At 67.7% G+C, this 14,845-nt stretch carries 16 protein-coding genes; 9 read left to right on the forward strand and 7 right to left on the reverse strand.

Features of this window, described 5'->3' with window-relative positions:
* Positions 1–72: 72 nt before the first annotated feature.
* The 7 genes from BUB20358_RS02885 to sctU are packed head-to-tail and all read right to left on the reverse strand — an operon-like array spanning position 73 to position 7,329.
* Complete coding sequence (locus BUB20358_RS02885) at positions 73–1,281, reverse strand: hypothetical protein (RefSeq protein ID WP_006765600.1); 1,209 nt, start codon at positions 1,279–1,281, stop codon at positions 73–75.
* Positions 1,278–1,541 carry a type III secretion system export apparatus subunit SctS gene (gene sctS / locus BUB20358_RS02890; RefSeq protein ID WP_006765601.1) on the reverse strand — a complete coding sequence of 88 codons (264 nt, stop codon included), beginning with the start codon at positions 1,539–1,541 and terminating at the stop codon, positions 1,278–1,280. Before sctS ends, BUB20358_RS02885 begins: the two co-directional genes overlap by 4 nt.
* An 8-nt stretch (positions 1,542–1,549) precedes the next feature.
* The gene (gene sctR, locus BUB20358_RS02895; protein ID WP_006750699.1) at positions 1,550–2,206 is read right to left on the reverse strand and encodes a type III secretion system export apparatus subunit SctR; all 657 of its coding nucleotides are present in this window, start codon (positions 2,204–2,206) and stop codon (positions 1,550–1,552) included.
* Complete coding sequence (gene sctQ / locus BUB20358_RS02900) at positions 2,193–3,317, reverse strand: type III secretion system cytoplasmic ring protein SctQ (protein ID WP_035973770.1); 1,125 nt, start codon at positions 3,315–3,317, stop codon at positions 2,193–2,195. Before sctQ ends, sctR begins: the two co-directional genes overlap by 14 nt.
* A gap of 7 nt (positions 3,318–3,324) precedes the next feature.
* A complete protein-coding gene (gene sctP / locus BUB20358_RS02905) occupies positions 3,325–4,272 on the reverse strand; it encodes a type III secretion system protein SctP (RefSeq protein ID WP_006765603.1) in 948 nt (315 codons plus the stop codon).
* Between the two features lie 16 nt (positions 4,273–4,288).
* A complete protein-coding gene (locus BUB20358_RS02910; RefSeq protein WP_006765604.1) occupies positions 4,289–6,265 on the reverse strand; it encodes an FHIPEP family type III secretion protein in 1,977 nt (658 codons plus the stop codon).
* A gap of 5 nt (positions 6,266–6,270) precedes the next feature.
* On the reverse strand, positions 6,271–7,329 hold the full coding sequence (sctU, locus tag BUB20358_RS02915) for a type III secretion system export apparatus subunit SctU (protein ID WP_035973772.1): 1,059 nt from the start codon (positions 7,327–7,329) through the stop codon (positions 6,271–6,273).
* A gap of 234 nt (positions 7,330–7,563) precedes the next feature.
* On the opposite strand from sctU, the gene BUB20358_RS02920 reads away from it, so the two are divergent.
* From BUB20358_RS02920 to BUB20358_RS02960, 9 genes are read left to right on the forward strand one after another with little or no spacing between them, the layout of a single operon-like run.
* Entirely contained in the window at positions 7,564–8,274 is a 711-nt protein-coding gene (locus tag BUB20358_RS02920) for an HrpB1 family type III secretion system apparatus protein (protein WP_223296971.1), read from the forward strand.
* A gap of 28 nt (positions 8,275–8,302) precedes the next feature.
* Positions 8,303–8,701 (forward strand): serine kinase, encoded by a 399-nt coding sequence (locus BUB20358_RS02925; RefSeq protein WP_035973776.1) that lies wholly within the window; start codon positions 8,303–8,305, stop codon positions 8,699–8,701.
* Between the two features lies 1 nt (position 8,702).
* Complete coding sequence (gene sctJ / locus BUB20358_RS02930) at positions 8,703–9,494, forward strand: type III secretion system inner membrane ring lipoprotein SctJ (protein WP_006765608.1); 792 nt, start codon at positions 8,703–8,705, stop codon at positions 9,492–9,494.
* Between the two features lie 49 nt (positions 9,495–9,543).
* Positions 9,544–10,302, forward strand: a complete 759-nt coding sequence (locus tag BUB20358_RS02935; protein WP_035973784.1) for a type III secretion protein HrpB4 — start codon at positions 9,544–9,546, stop codon at positions 10,300–10,302.
* The gene (gene sctL, locus BUB20358_RS02940; RefSeq protein ID WP_035973786.1) at positions 10,296–11,315 is read left to right on the forward strand and encodes a type III secretion system stator protein SctL; all 1,020 of its coding nucleotides are present in this window, start codon (positions 10,296–10,298) and stop codon (positions 11,313–11,315) included. Before BUB20358_RS02935 ends, sctL begins: the two co-directional genes overlap by 7 nt.
* 51 nt (positions 11,316–11,366) lie before the next feature.
* Complete coding sequence (gene sctN / locus BUB20358_RS02945; RefSeq protein ID WP_006765611.1) at positions 11,367–12,758, forward strand: type III secretion system ATPase SctN; 1,392 nt, start codon at positions 11,367–11,369, stop codon at positions 12,756–12,758.
* Positions 12,759–12,773: 15 nt separating this feature from the next.
* A complete protein-coding gene (locus tag BUB20358_RS02950; protein WP_006765612.1) occupies positions 12,774–13,259 on the forward strand; it encodes a type III secretion system protein in 486 nt (161 codons plus the stop codon).
* Between the two features lie 51 nt (positions 13,260–13,310).
* Positions 13,311–14,117 carry a type III secretion system export apparatus subunit SctT gene (sctT, locus tag BUB20358_RS02955; RefSeq protein WP_035973788.1) on the forward strand — a complete coding sequence of 269 codons (807 nt, stop codon included), beginning with the start codon at positions 13,311–13,313 and terminating at the stop codon, positions 14,115–14,117.
* A 26-nt stretch (positions 14,118–14,143) separates the two neighbouring features.
* Positions 14,144–14,584, forward strand: coding sequence for an HrpB1 family type III secretion system apparatus protein (locus tag BUB20358_RS02960; RefSeq protein ID WP_223296972.1), 441 nt, complete (start codon positions 14,144–14,146; stop codon positions 14,582–14,584).
* Positions 14,585–14,845: the final 261 nt, after the last annotated feature.

The raw sequence follows: 14,845 nt of genomic DNA on the forward strand, positions 1-14,845 counted from the left end.
CTTGCCGGTCGCCGTTCCGGCGTTCCGCTGCTTCTCGCATCGGGCCGCCGGGCGTTGACCGTCAAAATCAGTTTAGGGTTTTGCCGTTTGCGCAGCCGGCGCCATGCGAACTTCGAGCGTCTTATCCGAAGCGCCGGCCGTGGGGTCGTCCGCTCCTTGCCGCGCGGCGACGGGTCGACCGCCGACCGCGCCGCCCGTCGCGCCGCCCATGACGGCGGCACCGGCCGGTGCCGTGCCGGCCGGCAGCGCGGCTTGCGTGTCGAGAATCCGCTGCTTCACTGCCGCGATCGATTGATCGTCGTACGAGTATTCGACGCCCGCGCTCTGGCGTGCGAGCGTGTTGTCGAGCGATACGCCGAGAAGCCCCGCGACCGCGGCGGCCTTGCCCGGGGTCGCCGCGCTTTGCATCAGTGCCGCATGGCGGTGCGCGTGAAGCCGGGCAGCATTGCGCCGGAGCGCCATCGGCGAGCGCATCGCGAGCAGCATCGGCACGGCCAGCAAAGGCCCCAGCTCGATCTGCGCGGCAAGCCGCAGCACCTCCTTCGCGCACGCCGCCGCGAGTTCGGCCGGCAAGTCCGGCGCACCGAGCTTTTGCGTCGCGAGCAGCTGCATCGTGGCCGCGAGCGGCTGGCTGCGCGCGGCGGCCTTGGCGCGGCCCGCCTTGCCGATCGCGAACTTGCGCGGCTTGTCGCGGCCTTCGCCGGACTGACGGCCGTCGCGCCGAGGCTGCCCGTCGCGCGGCGCGCTCTGCTGTCCCTGCTCGTCGCGCTGCTGATTCGAGCCGCGATCGTGCCCATGACCGTTGCGATGCTGTTGCTGCGCGTCGCCGTGTTGCTGATCGCGCTCGCGCTTTTGCTGTTGTCCGTGCTTTTGCTGCTGACCCTGCTCGTGCTTGCGTTCGTGCTCGTGCGGGTGTTCGTGCTCGTGCCCCGGCTCGAGCGCGTGCTGACCGTCCGGCCGTTCGTGAGCCGATGCCTCCTTGCCCTGCGCCTTCGCCGAGCCCGCCGGCCGCGGCCGTTGGCCGAGCTGCCGCATCAGCTTTTGCGCGGAAGGGGGCGGCGGCTTGTGCATGCCTTCGGCAAAACGCTTGCCGCGATAGAAAGCGGCGGCGAGCATCTTGTTGTGCTGCATGCGCGCGCGCTGCATCTTCGTGTGCTGCACCTTCACGCCCGCGAAGCCGCGCGCCTCGGTCATCTGCCCCATGTGCTCGGCGCCGGCCTGCGCCTGCTGCGCGAGATCGGCGGCGTGGTGGCCGTGGTGGTTGCGGATCGGCGAATTCATGACGGCACCGCGAGCGTGACGATCTGATTGGCGAAGCGCAGGATCGCGGCGGCACCCCAGGCGCCGATCATCAGCACGGTGGCCACGACGGCCACGAGCTTCACCGCGTACGAAATGCTTTGGTCCTGCATCGACGTGATCGCCTGCACGAACGAAATCGCTAGGCCGGAGAGCGCGGCGACGGCCACCACCGGCATCGAGACGGACAGGCAGAGCAGCAGGCCCTGCGACGTGATGCGAACGAGCGTATCGGTTTCCATGGCGTGCCTCAGCGATAGGTCATGACAAGACCGTGAATCAATGTGGACCAGCCGCTCATCACGACGAACAAGAGCAGCTTGAACGGAATCGCGACGTTCGTCGGCTGGACCTGATTCAGGCCCATCGCCATCAGCACGTTCGCGATGACGAGATCGACGACGATGAATGCGATGTACAGCAGAAAGCCGATCTTGAAGGCGTCGGCCATCTCGGTCAGCGTGAAGGCCGGGGCGAGGACGATGAGGTCGTCCTCGCGGATCTTCGCCGCCATGTCCTTCGGCCAGACCACGGTCGCCGAGCGCACGAAGAACCGCTTTTCGCGCTCGTGCGCGTGCTTCTTCAGAAACGCGCGAAACGGCTCCTTTGCCGCATCGAACGCATCGAGCACGACGAGCGACGTGTCGCTGCCGGGGGTGCGGTGCATCGTCTGCATGGTTTGCATGGCCTGCATGCCGATCGGCGCCATCACGTAAGCGGAGACGAGGACCGCGATGCCGTTGAGCACCATGTTCGGCGGCACCTGCTGCACGCCGAGCGCGTTGCGCAGCAGCCCGAGCACGACCACGATCTTCGCGTACGAGGTCGCGACCATCGCGACGAACGGGATCAGGCTGATCGCGACGACGGTGATCAGCAGCCCGGTGAGATCGCTAAACTGAACCATGGCCGCGCGACAGCTGAACGAGACGCACGCCGAGATGATCGCCGACGCTCACGAGTTCGCCGAAGCCGATCGTCTGCCCGTAGGTGACGAGCCGCACGCGCGCATCGGGCAGCGCGGTCGGAAGCTCGAGCACGTAGCCCGCGCGCAGCGCCGAGAGCTGGGCGACCGGCATCGAGACCGTGTCGATCTCGAGCTTCAGCGGCAGGTCCAGCTGGCTGATTTCGACGGGCGTGTCGATCGAATCGGTAAGCGGCGCGTTGAACTGCGTGTCATGACTCATGGTGGGGTCCTCGTTCAGGGTCATCAGATGGTGGGTGACGTCTGCCACGGCGCGCAGTTGCCGCGTCCCGTAGCGGCCCCAGACGACTTGCATCGGGGCGGATGGGCGCTCGCGCGCGAAGAGCGCGCGGGTGGCTTCGGGTACGGCACGCAAGATGACGTCCCCCGCGCGCAGCGAATCGAGCGTCGTCACGTTCATCGTTTTCTCGCCGATCTGCAGCCGGCCCGGTACGGCGATCTCGCTGACGTGGGTGGCGAACGGCGTGCATTGCCGCGCCACGAGCGTTTCGAGCGCGTCGAGCCAGCCGCTGTCGATGTGCTCGACAACCGCATCGAAGCGGCTATCGCCCACGCGCAGCGACAGCGCGCAGCAAGGCTCGCTCAGCGGCTGACGCGCGGCACGTTCGAGCGAGACGACCTCCACGCCGTCGAAGCCGAGCGCTTGCAGCGCGCGCCGCAGCGGATCGAGCAGGATGGCGCACACGGCATGGCGCAAGCGCGCGTTGACGGGCTCGTCCGACGCGACGACGCTCGCGAGCCCCGTGTGCTGTCCGACGTCGATGCGCACCGCGGCCGTCTCCATGCCCCAGCGCAGGCGCACGACGGCGGCGCGCTCCGGCTCCACGAAATCGTGCGCGCCGACGCTGAAGGCCGAGACGCCGAGCGCGTGAGCGAGCAGTGCGCTCAGGCGCTCGTCGACGGCGAGCCGATGCTGCCGCGCGGTGGCGGCCGCAAGCGCGGGCAGCCGCGCGGGATCGAGCAGAACGGCCACCGCCGGCGCCTGGGCGGCCGCCGCAACGTGGTCTGTCAGTAGCGTTCGTGTGGTATCCATATTGGTTTTACGTGACGATGATCTCGACGCTGCGCGCGCCATCGAAGCGGCTTTGCATCACTTCTTCGACGCTCGTGCGCAACGTCGCCGCATGCTGTGAGATTAGTTCGCGCGAGCGTGCGTCCGTGGTGTCGAAGCGAAGCGTCAATTGGAAATGCGAAAGCGCGAGGTTCAACGTGCAGCCCGGCAGCAGCGCCGGATCGATGGGAATCGTGATCTGCCAGTCGCCGCTTTCGAACACGATCGGATTGGCACAGAAGTCCGACGCCTCGGCGACGATCGAATCGATGAACCGGTTCATGTCCTGGCCCGTGCGCGCCGGTGCCCGCACGGCGACCACCGCGCGCGTGCCGCCTGCTTCGGGGCGTTGCGGCTCGCGCGCGGCTTGTACGCGCGGCGTGCGTGGCGCAGCGGGCATCGACGGTCGGGCGTCGGGCGGCCTCTGCGATGAAAGCGGCGCCGCGCCGCGCGCCGGCATCGGCGTCGGTGCGGGTATCGTCGAATATGCCGGCACATGCATGAGCGCATGCATGGCCGAATGCACCGGCACGTGCATCGTCGACTGCATCGGCGGATGAATCGTCGCCGGTACCGGAGCGGGCACCGGCGCGGCCGAACGAGCATGCGCGGCAGCGTCGTCGCGCTCGTCGCCGGAGCCGGCCGGTGCATCGTCGTCGCGCTCGCCGCTGCCGGCATCGTCGCGATGTTCGTTCGCGGCGAACCCGGCGACCGGATAGAGCGGATCGGCTTGCTCCGCGAATGGAGGCTCGGCCGGTGCCGCGCATGGCGGCTCGTCGCCGGACGTTTCCGATGCGTCGGCGCGCACGCCTTCGCGCAGGCGCTGAAAAAGGGCGGCCTGGCGGCTCAGCTGCGCGGCCGGCATCTCGGGTGCGCGGTCGGTGTGCGTGGTCGGCGCTGCGATGACGCGGGCGCGATGAAGGGCGGACGAATGCATGGCGCGGCTCGCTCGATCACAGCGCCAGGCGGCCGACGGGCTGCAGATCGACATGCGCGCCGAGCTCCTGGTACGAATACACGGGCAGCCAGGGCAGCCGCGCCTCGATCATGCGCTTGATGTAGCGCCGGATGTCCATCGACGCGACGAGCGCCAGCGGCTGCCGCGGCGTATCGCCGACGATCTCGGCGATCTTGCCGACGAGCCGGGCGATTTCGTCGGGCGGCAGCGCGAGGAAGTTGCCCGTGGGCGTCTGTTTGATCGACTGGCGGATGTGCTGCTCGACCTGAACGTCGACGAGTACGACCGGCAAATCCCGCGCGCCGCCCGTCGCGCGATACGCGATGAGCCGGCCGAGCTCCATGCGGATGTATTCGGTCAACATCAGCATGTCCTTCTCCTTCGGTCCCCAGACGATCAGGCTTTCGGTGATGCTGCGGATATTGCGCACGGGCACGTCTTCCTCCAGCAGCCGGCGCAGCACGTCCGCCATCTTCTGCAGCGGCAGTGCCTTTTGTACTTCGGCGACGAGTCCCGGGTAGTCCTCGTTGAGCTGATCGAGCATCCACTGCGCTTCCTGAATGCCGAGAAAGAGATGAGCATTGCGCCGCAGCAGGTCGATCGTGTGGCGTGCAATCAATGCCTCCGGTGTCGCCGCGGCGGCAGGCGCGCCCGCGGCGCCGCCGTCGGCCGCCGCGTGTACCGCGCGCGTTTCGGCGAGCGTGGTGCGCCCTTGCGGCACGTCGAAGATGAGCACTTCGTAACTGTCTTCGGGCAGCGTGCCGTCGGTCCACATCATGATGCCGGGGAACGGCAGGCCGACTTCCGATTGCAGCGCATGGCGCTGTGCGTCGAACGCGCGGTCGAGGGCATCGGCCGCGAGACGCGCGCCGACATCGGCTGCGAGGCGCACGCCGAGCGGGCAGGTGAACTGCGGCGGGCGTGGCAGGATCGACGGCGCGTCGCCCTTGGCGCCGGCGCGCTGCAGTGCCCCGACGGGCTTGCCGGCGCCTTTGGCCGGACCATCCTGCTTTTTCTGCAGACGGTAGCCGACGAAGCCGAGCAGCGCGGCGAGCAGCGCGAAGAGCGCCGCCGGAAAACCGGGCACGGCGGCGAAGCCGAGCAGCAGCAGCGCGGCGAAGTACAGCGCGCGCGAGCTGCTCGTGAACTGGCGCCTGATGTCTTCGCCGAGGGACGAGTTTCCATGGTCGCCGCCTTCGTCCACGCGCGTGATCATGACGCCCGCGGCCACCGAGATCAGCAGCGACGGAATCTGCGAGACCATGGCGTCGCCGATCGAGAGGACCGAGAAGCGGTTGGCCGCCTCGCCGGCCGACATGCCGTGATAGGCGACGCCCACGGCGATGCCCGCGACGATGTTGATCATCGTGATCATGAGGCCGGCGATCGCGTCGCCTTTCACGAACTTCATCGCGCCGTCCATGCCGCCATGCAGCTGGCTTTCGATCGCGAGCCTGGCGCGTTTCCTGCGGGCCTCGTCGGGCGTCAGGATGTTCGCGCGCAAGTCGGCGTCGATGCTCATCTGCTTGCCGGGCAGCGCATCGAGCGTGAAGCGGGCTCCCACTTCGGCGACGCGCTCCGAGCCCTTGGCGATCACGATGAACTGCACGACGGAGATGATGACGAACACGACAAGGCCGACGACGAGATTGCCGCCCACGACGAGCTGGCCGAAGCTTTCGATGATTTCGCCGGCATCGGCGTGCAGCAGAATCGACTTCGTCGACGCGATATTCAGCGAGAGCCGGAAAAGCGTCGTGAAGAGCAGCACGGACGGGAACGCCGACAGCGTGGCGATATGGCCCACGTACATCGTCACCATGAGCAGCGTGATGCTGATCGTGATGTTGATCGCGAGCAGCCCGTCGATGATCGCGGGGGGCAGCGGCAGGATCATCAGCGAGACGATCGCGATCAGCAGGACGGCGATGCCGGCCTCGCCGATGCCGGGCAGTTTCATGGTCTTCAACATGTCCACTACTCCGTGATGGCGGTTTGAGGCGCGAGGCCGTCCACCCAGCGAAGAATCGCGGCGACGACTTCGAACAGTTCTTCGGGAATCGGCTGATTGAGCGGCACCTTGTGCAGCATGCGCGCGACCGGCGGGTTCGCGACGATCGGCACGTGCGCGTGCATCGCCTGCTGGCGCAGCCGCAGCGCCTGCTCGTCGAGGCCCTTGGCGAGGACGACCGGCAGCGGAAATTCCGCCGGGTCGTAGCGCAGCGCGACCGCGTAGTGAACCGGGTTGACCACGACGACGTTCGCGCGCGCGACGCCGCCTTTCGGGCCTTCCTGCGACATCTCCCTGGCCATGCGCTTGCGCTCGCCCTTGAGTTCGGGGTTGCCTTCGCTCTCCTTGTGCTCGCGCTTCACCTCGTCTTTCGACATCCGGTTCTTGCGGATGAAGAGCCACTTCTGCAGCTTGTAGTCGAACGCGCCGATGACGACGAACACGCCGAGCGCGACCGCGACCACATGCATGAGCACGGACCACAGCACGCCGATCAACTGCGGTACCGATTGATCGAGCGCGCTCGCCACCACGGGCATCGCGCTTTTGATCGTCTGCCACATGACGGCGACGAGAATCGCGGCCTTGCCGACCATCTTCGCGAGGTCGATGGCCGAGTTCATCGAGAAGATGCGCTGAAAGCCGGACCCGGGGCTGACCGATGCAAGCTTCGGCATGACGGCTTTCAGCGAAATCTTGAATCCCGTCTGCGGAGCGAGCGCGACGATCGCGGCGACGAGCGCGACGGCCGCGATCCCGCACAGCAGACCGAGCGCCTGCACGCCGATATGAACGAGGACGGTCCAGAGGTCCTGCAACTCGCGCGCGCCGTGCGTGAAATCGACCGCCTCCTTGACGATCGCGCGCAGCGTGTCGGCCAGATAGTGCTGGCCCGCCGTCAGCACGAGCACGATCGAGCCGAGCGATGCGACTTCGACGACGTCGGCGCTCTTCGCGACCTGGCCTTCCTCGCGGACTTTGTCCAGCTTCTTGTGTGTGGGCTCTTCGGTTTTCTCGTCGCTCATGACGGCTGTCCTTCGCTTGTCGCAGGCGCGCACCCGGGATTGGGCGCCCCGATGCAACGTTAGCGGCGCCGCTGTATCCGGCGCGATGGCGATGCGAAGCAAGGACAAGGGCTGCGAAGCGAGGCGGCGCGATGGCGCGTCGCTCGGGCGCACGCCGCGTGAGCAAGGCGACCCGCGCGGCGGCGCGCGCGAGCGAAGCCGTCCGCGACAGCGGCACGGACCGCCGCCCGTCGCATGTGGCGCTTCGCAATTCGTTGTACGACTTCGTGCCCGGCACGTGGCGCGCCCGTCGTATTGCGTAACTTGGCGTCAACGGAAGGCCGCGCCTCATCGGTGCGGCCCATCGGATCGAATCTGATTTCCTTGGGGGAAAGGATGGACGTTCTGAAGGATCGGCCGCAGTGCCCGTCGGGAGTCGTCGGCGCGATCGTCGACCTGGTCAGGGTGGCATTGGCCCGCGCAGGCACGCCGCAGCAAGTCGATATCGACGATCTCGAGCACGTCGTCGAAGTGCTGCATCTGCTGCGCCCGGATTCCGCCGAATTCGCGTTTTTCGACGGCTGGCTGCATATGGTGCGCGAGGAATGGAGCGAGGCCGAATGGCTCTTTCGCAATCTGGTCGAGCGCTCGGTCTGCCTGCCGGCCAGCAAGGGAATGTTGCTGCAGTGCCTGAAGGCCCGTCAGGAGTTCGGCTGGCAGGAGGAGGCCCGACACCTGCTCGAGGAAGGCGGCAACGAAGAGGTTGAACGGCTCGCGAAGGTTCTGCTCGCGAGCGAGGAACTGAAGCAGGCGGTCGCGACCGCGAAGCGCACGGGCCGCTTCGTTGCGCCGGATTCCGCGCTCGCGTTCGAGAACGGAGCGCATGCCGAAGACGGCGAAGCGGTCGCGACGCCGTCGTCCTCATCCAGCGACATGCTGCTGACGATGCAGTACATGCGTGTCTGAGCCTGTTGCCCCTACCAGGAGAAACGAAATGAGCATCACGACTGCATCGCAACTCCAGTACGAACTGGCCCGCGTCACCGGCACGACGCCCGCGACGCCGAATGCGGACGCGGTATCGCAGCCGCTCGTCGACAAATTCCGCGCGATGATGGCTTCGGCGCCGCAGCATGCGGCAACCGTCCACCCGACCGAGCGCGCGGACCTCGTGACGAAAGCGGTCGAGGAACAGGCGGACTATTACCGGCAGGTGCCGAACGACGTGCTCTATATGACTCAGCACATGAGCGCGCTGTCGATGGAGCGCCTTGCCGCCGCCGACATGACCATCCAGCTCGAGATCGCGAGCCTGAACGCCGATCTGCAGGTGAAGATGGCGACCGTGCAGTCGTCGAAGGACGCCGTGCAGACGCTCATGAAGAACCAGTGACATGAAACCGAACCTCGTGCCTTCGAGGCTGCCCGCCGCATGGCGGCTCGTCGCGGTCGCGGCGCTCGTGCTGTCGCTCGCGGCCTGCAAGCAGGAGCTCTACGGGCAACTGACCGAAAGCGACTGCAACGAAATGGTGGCCGCGCTGCTGATGTCCGGCGTCGACGCGCAAAAGAGCACGCCGGACGGCGGCAAGACCTGGTCGGTCGGCGTCGACGAAAAGCAGATCGTGCATGCCGTGGAAGTGCTGCGCGCACGCGGCCTGCCGCGCAAGAAATTCGACGACCTCGGCTCGCTGTTCAAGAAGGACGGGCTCGTTTCCACGCCGACCGAGGAGCGCGTGCGCTTCATTTACGGTTTGTCGCAGGAACTCGACGACACGTTGTCGAAGATCGACGGCGTCGTCGTGGCGCGCGTGCAGATCGTGCTGCCGAACAACGATCCGCTCGCACAGTCGGTCAAGCCGTCGTCCGCGTCGGTCTTTATCAAGTACCGGCCTGACGCGAATCTCGAGCGGATGACGCCGGCGATCAAGAATCTGGTCGTGCACAGCATAGAAGGGCTGACCTACGATCAGGTGAGCGTGACGAGCGTGCCGGCCGATGCGCTGGATCCACCTGCGCACCCGCACCGCCAGGACGGCTGGGTCGTCTATGCGGGCGGCGCGCTCGGCGTGCTGCTGTTGACGATCGCCGGCGGTTTCGCGCTCTTGCGCGGCAACCTGCTCAAGGGCGGCGGATTTGCGGGCCTGCTCGCGCGCCGGGCGGGGCGTGCGGCGAAAGCGCCGGCATGACGTTCGATCCGAACGATCGCATGGCCGGCATGGCAAGCAGGGTGAGCACATGATCAGCGCATACGACGCAGCCGATGCATACGACGCAGCCGCCGACCGCGTTGCCGCCCCGAACGGCGACACGCCGGCGGCTGTGGCGGCGAGACTGGCCGCCTATCATCGGCGCCGGCGTACGCTGTTCGACTGGATGCATCCGGCGTGCGTTGCACGCGTGCCCTGCGCGGACCGGCTCCGCGCATGCAGCCCCGCGCAGGCCGAGGCGCTTGCCGATGCGCTGCTCGACGAATGGGGCATGCCGGTGCCGCCGCTTGCCGCGTTCAACGCACCGGAAACGGCGCTTGCTTTGCTGCCGGCGCACGACTGTCTGACCGTGTTCCGCTTGCGCGCGCTCGTGGAGCACGCGGAGCCGTTGCGCGCCTGGATCGACCGGCCGCGTCGCGACAAGTTGACGGGCTGGATCGGGCCGCGCGGCGTCAAGCTGCTCTTCGCGCGCGGGCGCGAGCTTGCGGGCGATGCGCGCTCGCTCGCCGCGCGCGCGCACGACGCGGCATCGGTGATGCAGGTGCCGCTCGACGCCGCCGATGGCGATGCGCTCGCGTGGCTCGGCTTTCGGCTTTTCGAGCGCGACTGCCGATGGGCGCCGGACGGCCCACTCGCGATCATGCGGTGGGCCATGCTCGCGCGCGACGATGACGCGGCGTTGCCGTCCGCTTCGTTGCCGCTGTCGCTACCGTGTTCGGAGGGCTCGAGCCCGAGCCTTTCGATCGTCTCGCAACTGCCCGACTTGTTTCCGGAGTGGTCATGGTGATCTGGTTACGCAATCCGCAGGCCGAAGGCACGGACCTCGGCGTGGGCGTCGAAGGCGACGTCCTGCGTCATGAACGCGTCGCGACGATCGTCGAGATCGATGCGGCGTACGCCGAGATGCGTCGGCAATGCGACGAGGCGCTGGACGCGGCGCGCACCCAGGCCCGCATGCTGCTCGACGAAGCCCGCGCCCGCGCGGACGAGCTCGTCGAGCGTGCGATGCGCGAGTTCGAGCAAGCGGCCGAGCGGGGCTACGACGACGGCTTGCGGCGAGGGCTGACCGATTGGCACGAACGCGCGGCGGCCGCGCACGCCGAAGCGTGCCGGCTCGCGCCGGGGCAGCAGGACCGGCTCGCCGGGCTGGTGACGCTGGCGGTCGAGCAGATCGTTGCGTCGGTAGATCGCAACGCGCTGTTCGCGCGCGCGGCCGCGACGGTCGAGCGGATCGTCGCCGACGGCAGCCCCGTTCATCTGCGGGTTCATCCGTCGGATCTGGCCGCGGCGAGCGCGGCCTTCGACGAAGCGGCCGCGGCGTGGCGCGAGGCCGGGCGCGCCGTACGGCTGTGCGTGACGGCCGACGCGACGCTTACGCCCGGCGCATGCGTCGCCGAAACCGACCTCGGCGCGATCGACGCGAGCCTGTCGTTGCACCTGGCGGCGATGCGCGACGCGCTGGCGCGCGCGGTGCGAAGCGTGGCGGAGGACCCGCCGCGCGACGCGCCGAATGCGCGGCCTGGGGATGACGCACGAGCCGTCGACGCGCCGGTCGGTTTCGCGGGCGATGCCGACGTGCCGATCGGCGAGTGCGCCGTCGGAGCAGGTGAGGATCTGGTGGAACTGGATCCGTGCGCGGACGATGGCGGCGATGCTGACGATGGCGGCGGCGGCAACATCGGCGACGAAGACGGTTGGCAAGACGATGCCGCGGCCCTGCAAGCGGCGGGCGACCTGCGCGACGACGGTTGGGCCGATGCCGCGTATGCCGACGCCGACGCCGACGCGATGTCCATCTGAACCCGCGTTCGCGCGGCATGTGGAAGAAGACACGACAACGAAGGGAGCGCCATGATCGACAGCGCGGACGGTTTCGAAACCGACGAAGCGAGCGGGGCGAGCATCGCGCAGCCACAGGCCGTACGCGGCTTCTCGGCGCTGATGGATGCGATGGAGCGCGAATTGCGCGCCCGTGCACAACCCGCGGCATGCGGGAAGGTGCAGGAGGTGATCGGCACGCTCGTACGCGTATCGGGGCTCGACGCGACGCTCGGCGAGCTATGCGAGTTGCGGTCGCCCGAAGGCGCGTTGCTGCAGCGTGCCGAGGTGGTCGGCTTCTCGCGCGACGTCGCGCTGCTCTCGCCGTTCGGCCGGCTCGGCAGCGTGTCGCGGGCGACCCGCGTCGTGGGACTCCGGCGTCCGCTTTCGCTGCGCATCGGCCCCCGCCTGCTCGGCCGTGTGATCGACAGCCTGGGCGAGCCGATCGACGGCAAGGGGCCGCTCGAATGCGACGAGTGGCAGCCCGTCATCGCCGATCCGCCCGATCCGATGTCGCGGCCCGTCGTCGATACCCCGATGCCGACCGGCGTGCGCGTCGTCGACGGCATGATGACGCTGGCCGAGGGCCAGCGCATGGGCATCTTCGCGCCGGCCGGCGTCGGCAAGAGTACGTTGATGGGCATGTTCGCGCGCGGGGCGCGCTGCGACGTCAACGTCATCGCGTTGATCGGCGAGCGCGGCCGCGAGGTGCGCGAATTTTGCGAGCACATTCTCGGGCCCGACGGCATGGCCCGCTCGGTCGTCGTCTGCGCGACGTCGGACCGCTCGTCGATCGAGCGCGCGAAGGCCGCTTATGCGGCAACGGCGGTGGCCGAATACTTCCGCGACCGCGGCATGCGGGTGCTGCTGATGATGGATTCGCTGACGCGCTTTGCGCGCGCGCAGCGCGAAATCGGCCTGGCGATGGGCGAACCGCCGACGCGGCGCGGCTTTCCACCGTCGATCTTCGCGGAGCTGCCGCGGCTGCTGGAGCGCGCGGGCCGCTCGGAGCACGGCTCGATCACCGCGCTTTATACCGTGCTGGCCGAGGACGAATCGGGCGGCGACCCGATCGCCGAGGAAGTACGGGGCATTCTCGACGGCCACATGATTCTTTCGCGCGAGATTGCGGCACAGAACCGCTATCCGGCGATCGACGTGCTCGGCAGTCTGTCGCGCGTGATGACGCAGGTGGTGCCGCGCGAGCACGTGGCCGCGGCGGGACACGTGCGGCGGCTGATGGCCAAGCACAAGGAGGTCGAATTGCTGCTGCAGGTGGGCGAGTATCAGAGCGGCACCGATGCGCTTGCCGACGAAGCCATTGCGAAGATCGACGCGATTCGCGCTTTCCTCGGCCAGCCGACCGATCTGCTCGTCGACCCGAGCGACACGCTCGCGGCCCTCGGCGAGATCGTGCAGTCCTGATGCCGGAGGCGAGCGATGAAAGACCGCCGCGTTGCCGCGTTCGAGCGCGTGCTGTCGCGTCGCCGCCAGCTCGATCGCAAGCTCAATGCGGCGCTCGGCGGTTTGCGCGGCGAGCTGCAGGCGCTCATCGACGCGCTGGACGAAAGCCGCGCGGCGGTGCGCGCGCATGCGGCCGAGCTCGCCGCGCACGACGGCAAGATCGACGCGATGCTCGGCGGCGTTTCGTTCCGGGCGGACGAGTATCTGAAGCTGCGCGAATTCCGCTCGCACGCGGCCGAGCAGCACGCGATGCTCGAGGCCCAGGCGGCGCAGGCCGCGCAGGCGGTGGCGGCGAAGGACGCGCAGATCGGTGCGCTGCGCACGGAGATTTTGCGCAACCGTGCCCGCATCGACATCTACGACAAGCGGCGCGACACGCTCGTCAAGGCTATCGAGCTCGCGATCGAGGACGCGCAGGATGAGGAAACATCGGAGAGCCGCCGGCCCGGCCCGGCGTTTTGAAGCGGCGAGCGCGTTCGCAAGCCGGCATCCATTGAACGACAGGCGACTGAAATGAGCGAGATTACATTCGCATCGATCGAATCGAGCCATCAACTGGTCAGGTTTCTGATCGTGCTCGGCCTTTGCAGCGAACGGCTGATGGTACTGATGATGATTTTTCCGCCGACGTCCGACAACGTCGTGCAAGGCCGCGTGCGCACCGCGCTCGCGCTGCTGTGGGGCAGCTTCATCGCGTACGGGCAACGCGGGCTGCTCGAGCAGGGGGATGCGACGATGCTCGTGGGCATCGGGTTGAAGGAGGCGCTGATCGGCGTCGGCCTCGGCTTCGCGGCGTCGGCGGTGTTCTGGGCCGCCGAAAGCGTCGGCACGTACGTCGACGATCTGACCGGTTTCAATCAACTGCAGATGCAGAACCCGAGCCAGGGACAGCAGACGTCGCTGACTTCCACGCTCCTGAGCCAGTTCGCGATCGCGGCGTTCTGGTGTCTGGGCGGCATGACGTTTCTGCTCGGCGCGATCTACGAATCGTATACCTGGTGGCCGCTCGCGAACCTCACGCCGGCCGGGGGATCGGTGCTCGAATCGTTCGTGCTGACGAAGACCGACTCGCTGATGGAGACGGTGGCGAAGCTGGCCACGCCGATGATGCTGATGCTGCTGCTGATCGATATCGGCTTCGGCTTTACCGGGAAGGTATCGCAAAAGCTCGATCTGCCGTCGCTGGCGCAGCCCGTGAAAGGCGCGCTCACGATCCTGATGCTCGCGTTGATGGCGGCGATTTTCATCGATCAGGTACGCGATCAGCTGTCGCTCGTGGGCATCGCGGCCGAGGCGAGGGCGCTCGCGGGCGGCAAGTGAAATGCGCTGAATGCGCGAGCGAGCGCATGTATGCGTTCGCCGATGGCGACTGTCTGAAAAAAAGCCTGGAGAAGAACATGATCGAGACGTTGAGCGACAACGCGATCGTTACGGGGATGATGGACGTGCTGTGGGCCGGTGCGGCGCTCGATACGTTTTCGGACGTTCAGGACCTGCTCGATGCGATGGCGGTGCTGCGTCCCGGGAACGGCGAAGTGCGCGAGGTGCTGGCCTGGTGGCATGTGCGTGCACGCGCGTGGGGCGAGGCGCTGAGCGAATTGCGCCGGGCGGAGCGCGACGGCGCGCTGTCGTCGCGCGGCATGGCGCTCGCGGCCGTATGTCTTTACGCGCTTGGCGATGCATCGTGGCGTACCTATGCGTACGCGGCGGCGTACAAGTCCGACGACCCGATGGCGACGCGCACCGCGCAGGCGCTGCTTGCGGCGCCTGTGATTGGGCGTGGATAGATGGTGCTGCCGCCTGCGCAAGCACGTCTTCGCGCTTGTCGTGACACTTGGCGTGCCGACGCTTCGGCCGGAGTCCGGCAACCGGCGACGCCGTCGATCTGCTTGCCGACGTGCTCGGCCGGACTCGCGAAGCTGCAGGAGAGCTGGCGAAGATCGCTGGCGACCGCGGCAGCGCCGCCCAGCAGGGCCTATCCGTGATTTCGTGGGCGGGGCATATCATGAGGTGTAAAAGTCATGGATATGCCAATGAAGAAGAAAAGG

Source organism: Burkholderia dolosa, assembly GCF_902499135.1.
Lineage (GTDB): Bacteria > Pseudomonadota > Gammaproteobacteria > Burkholderiales > Burkholderiaceae > Burkholderia > Burkholderia dolosa.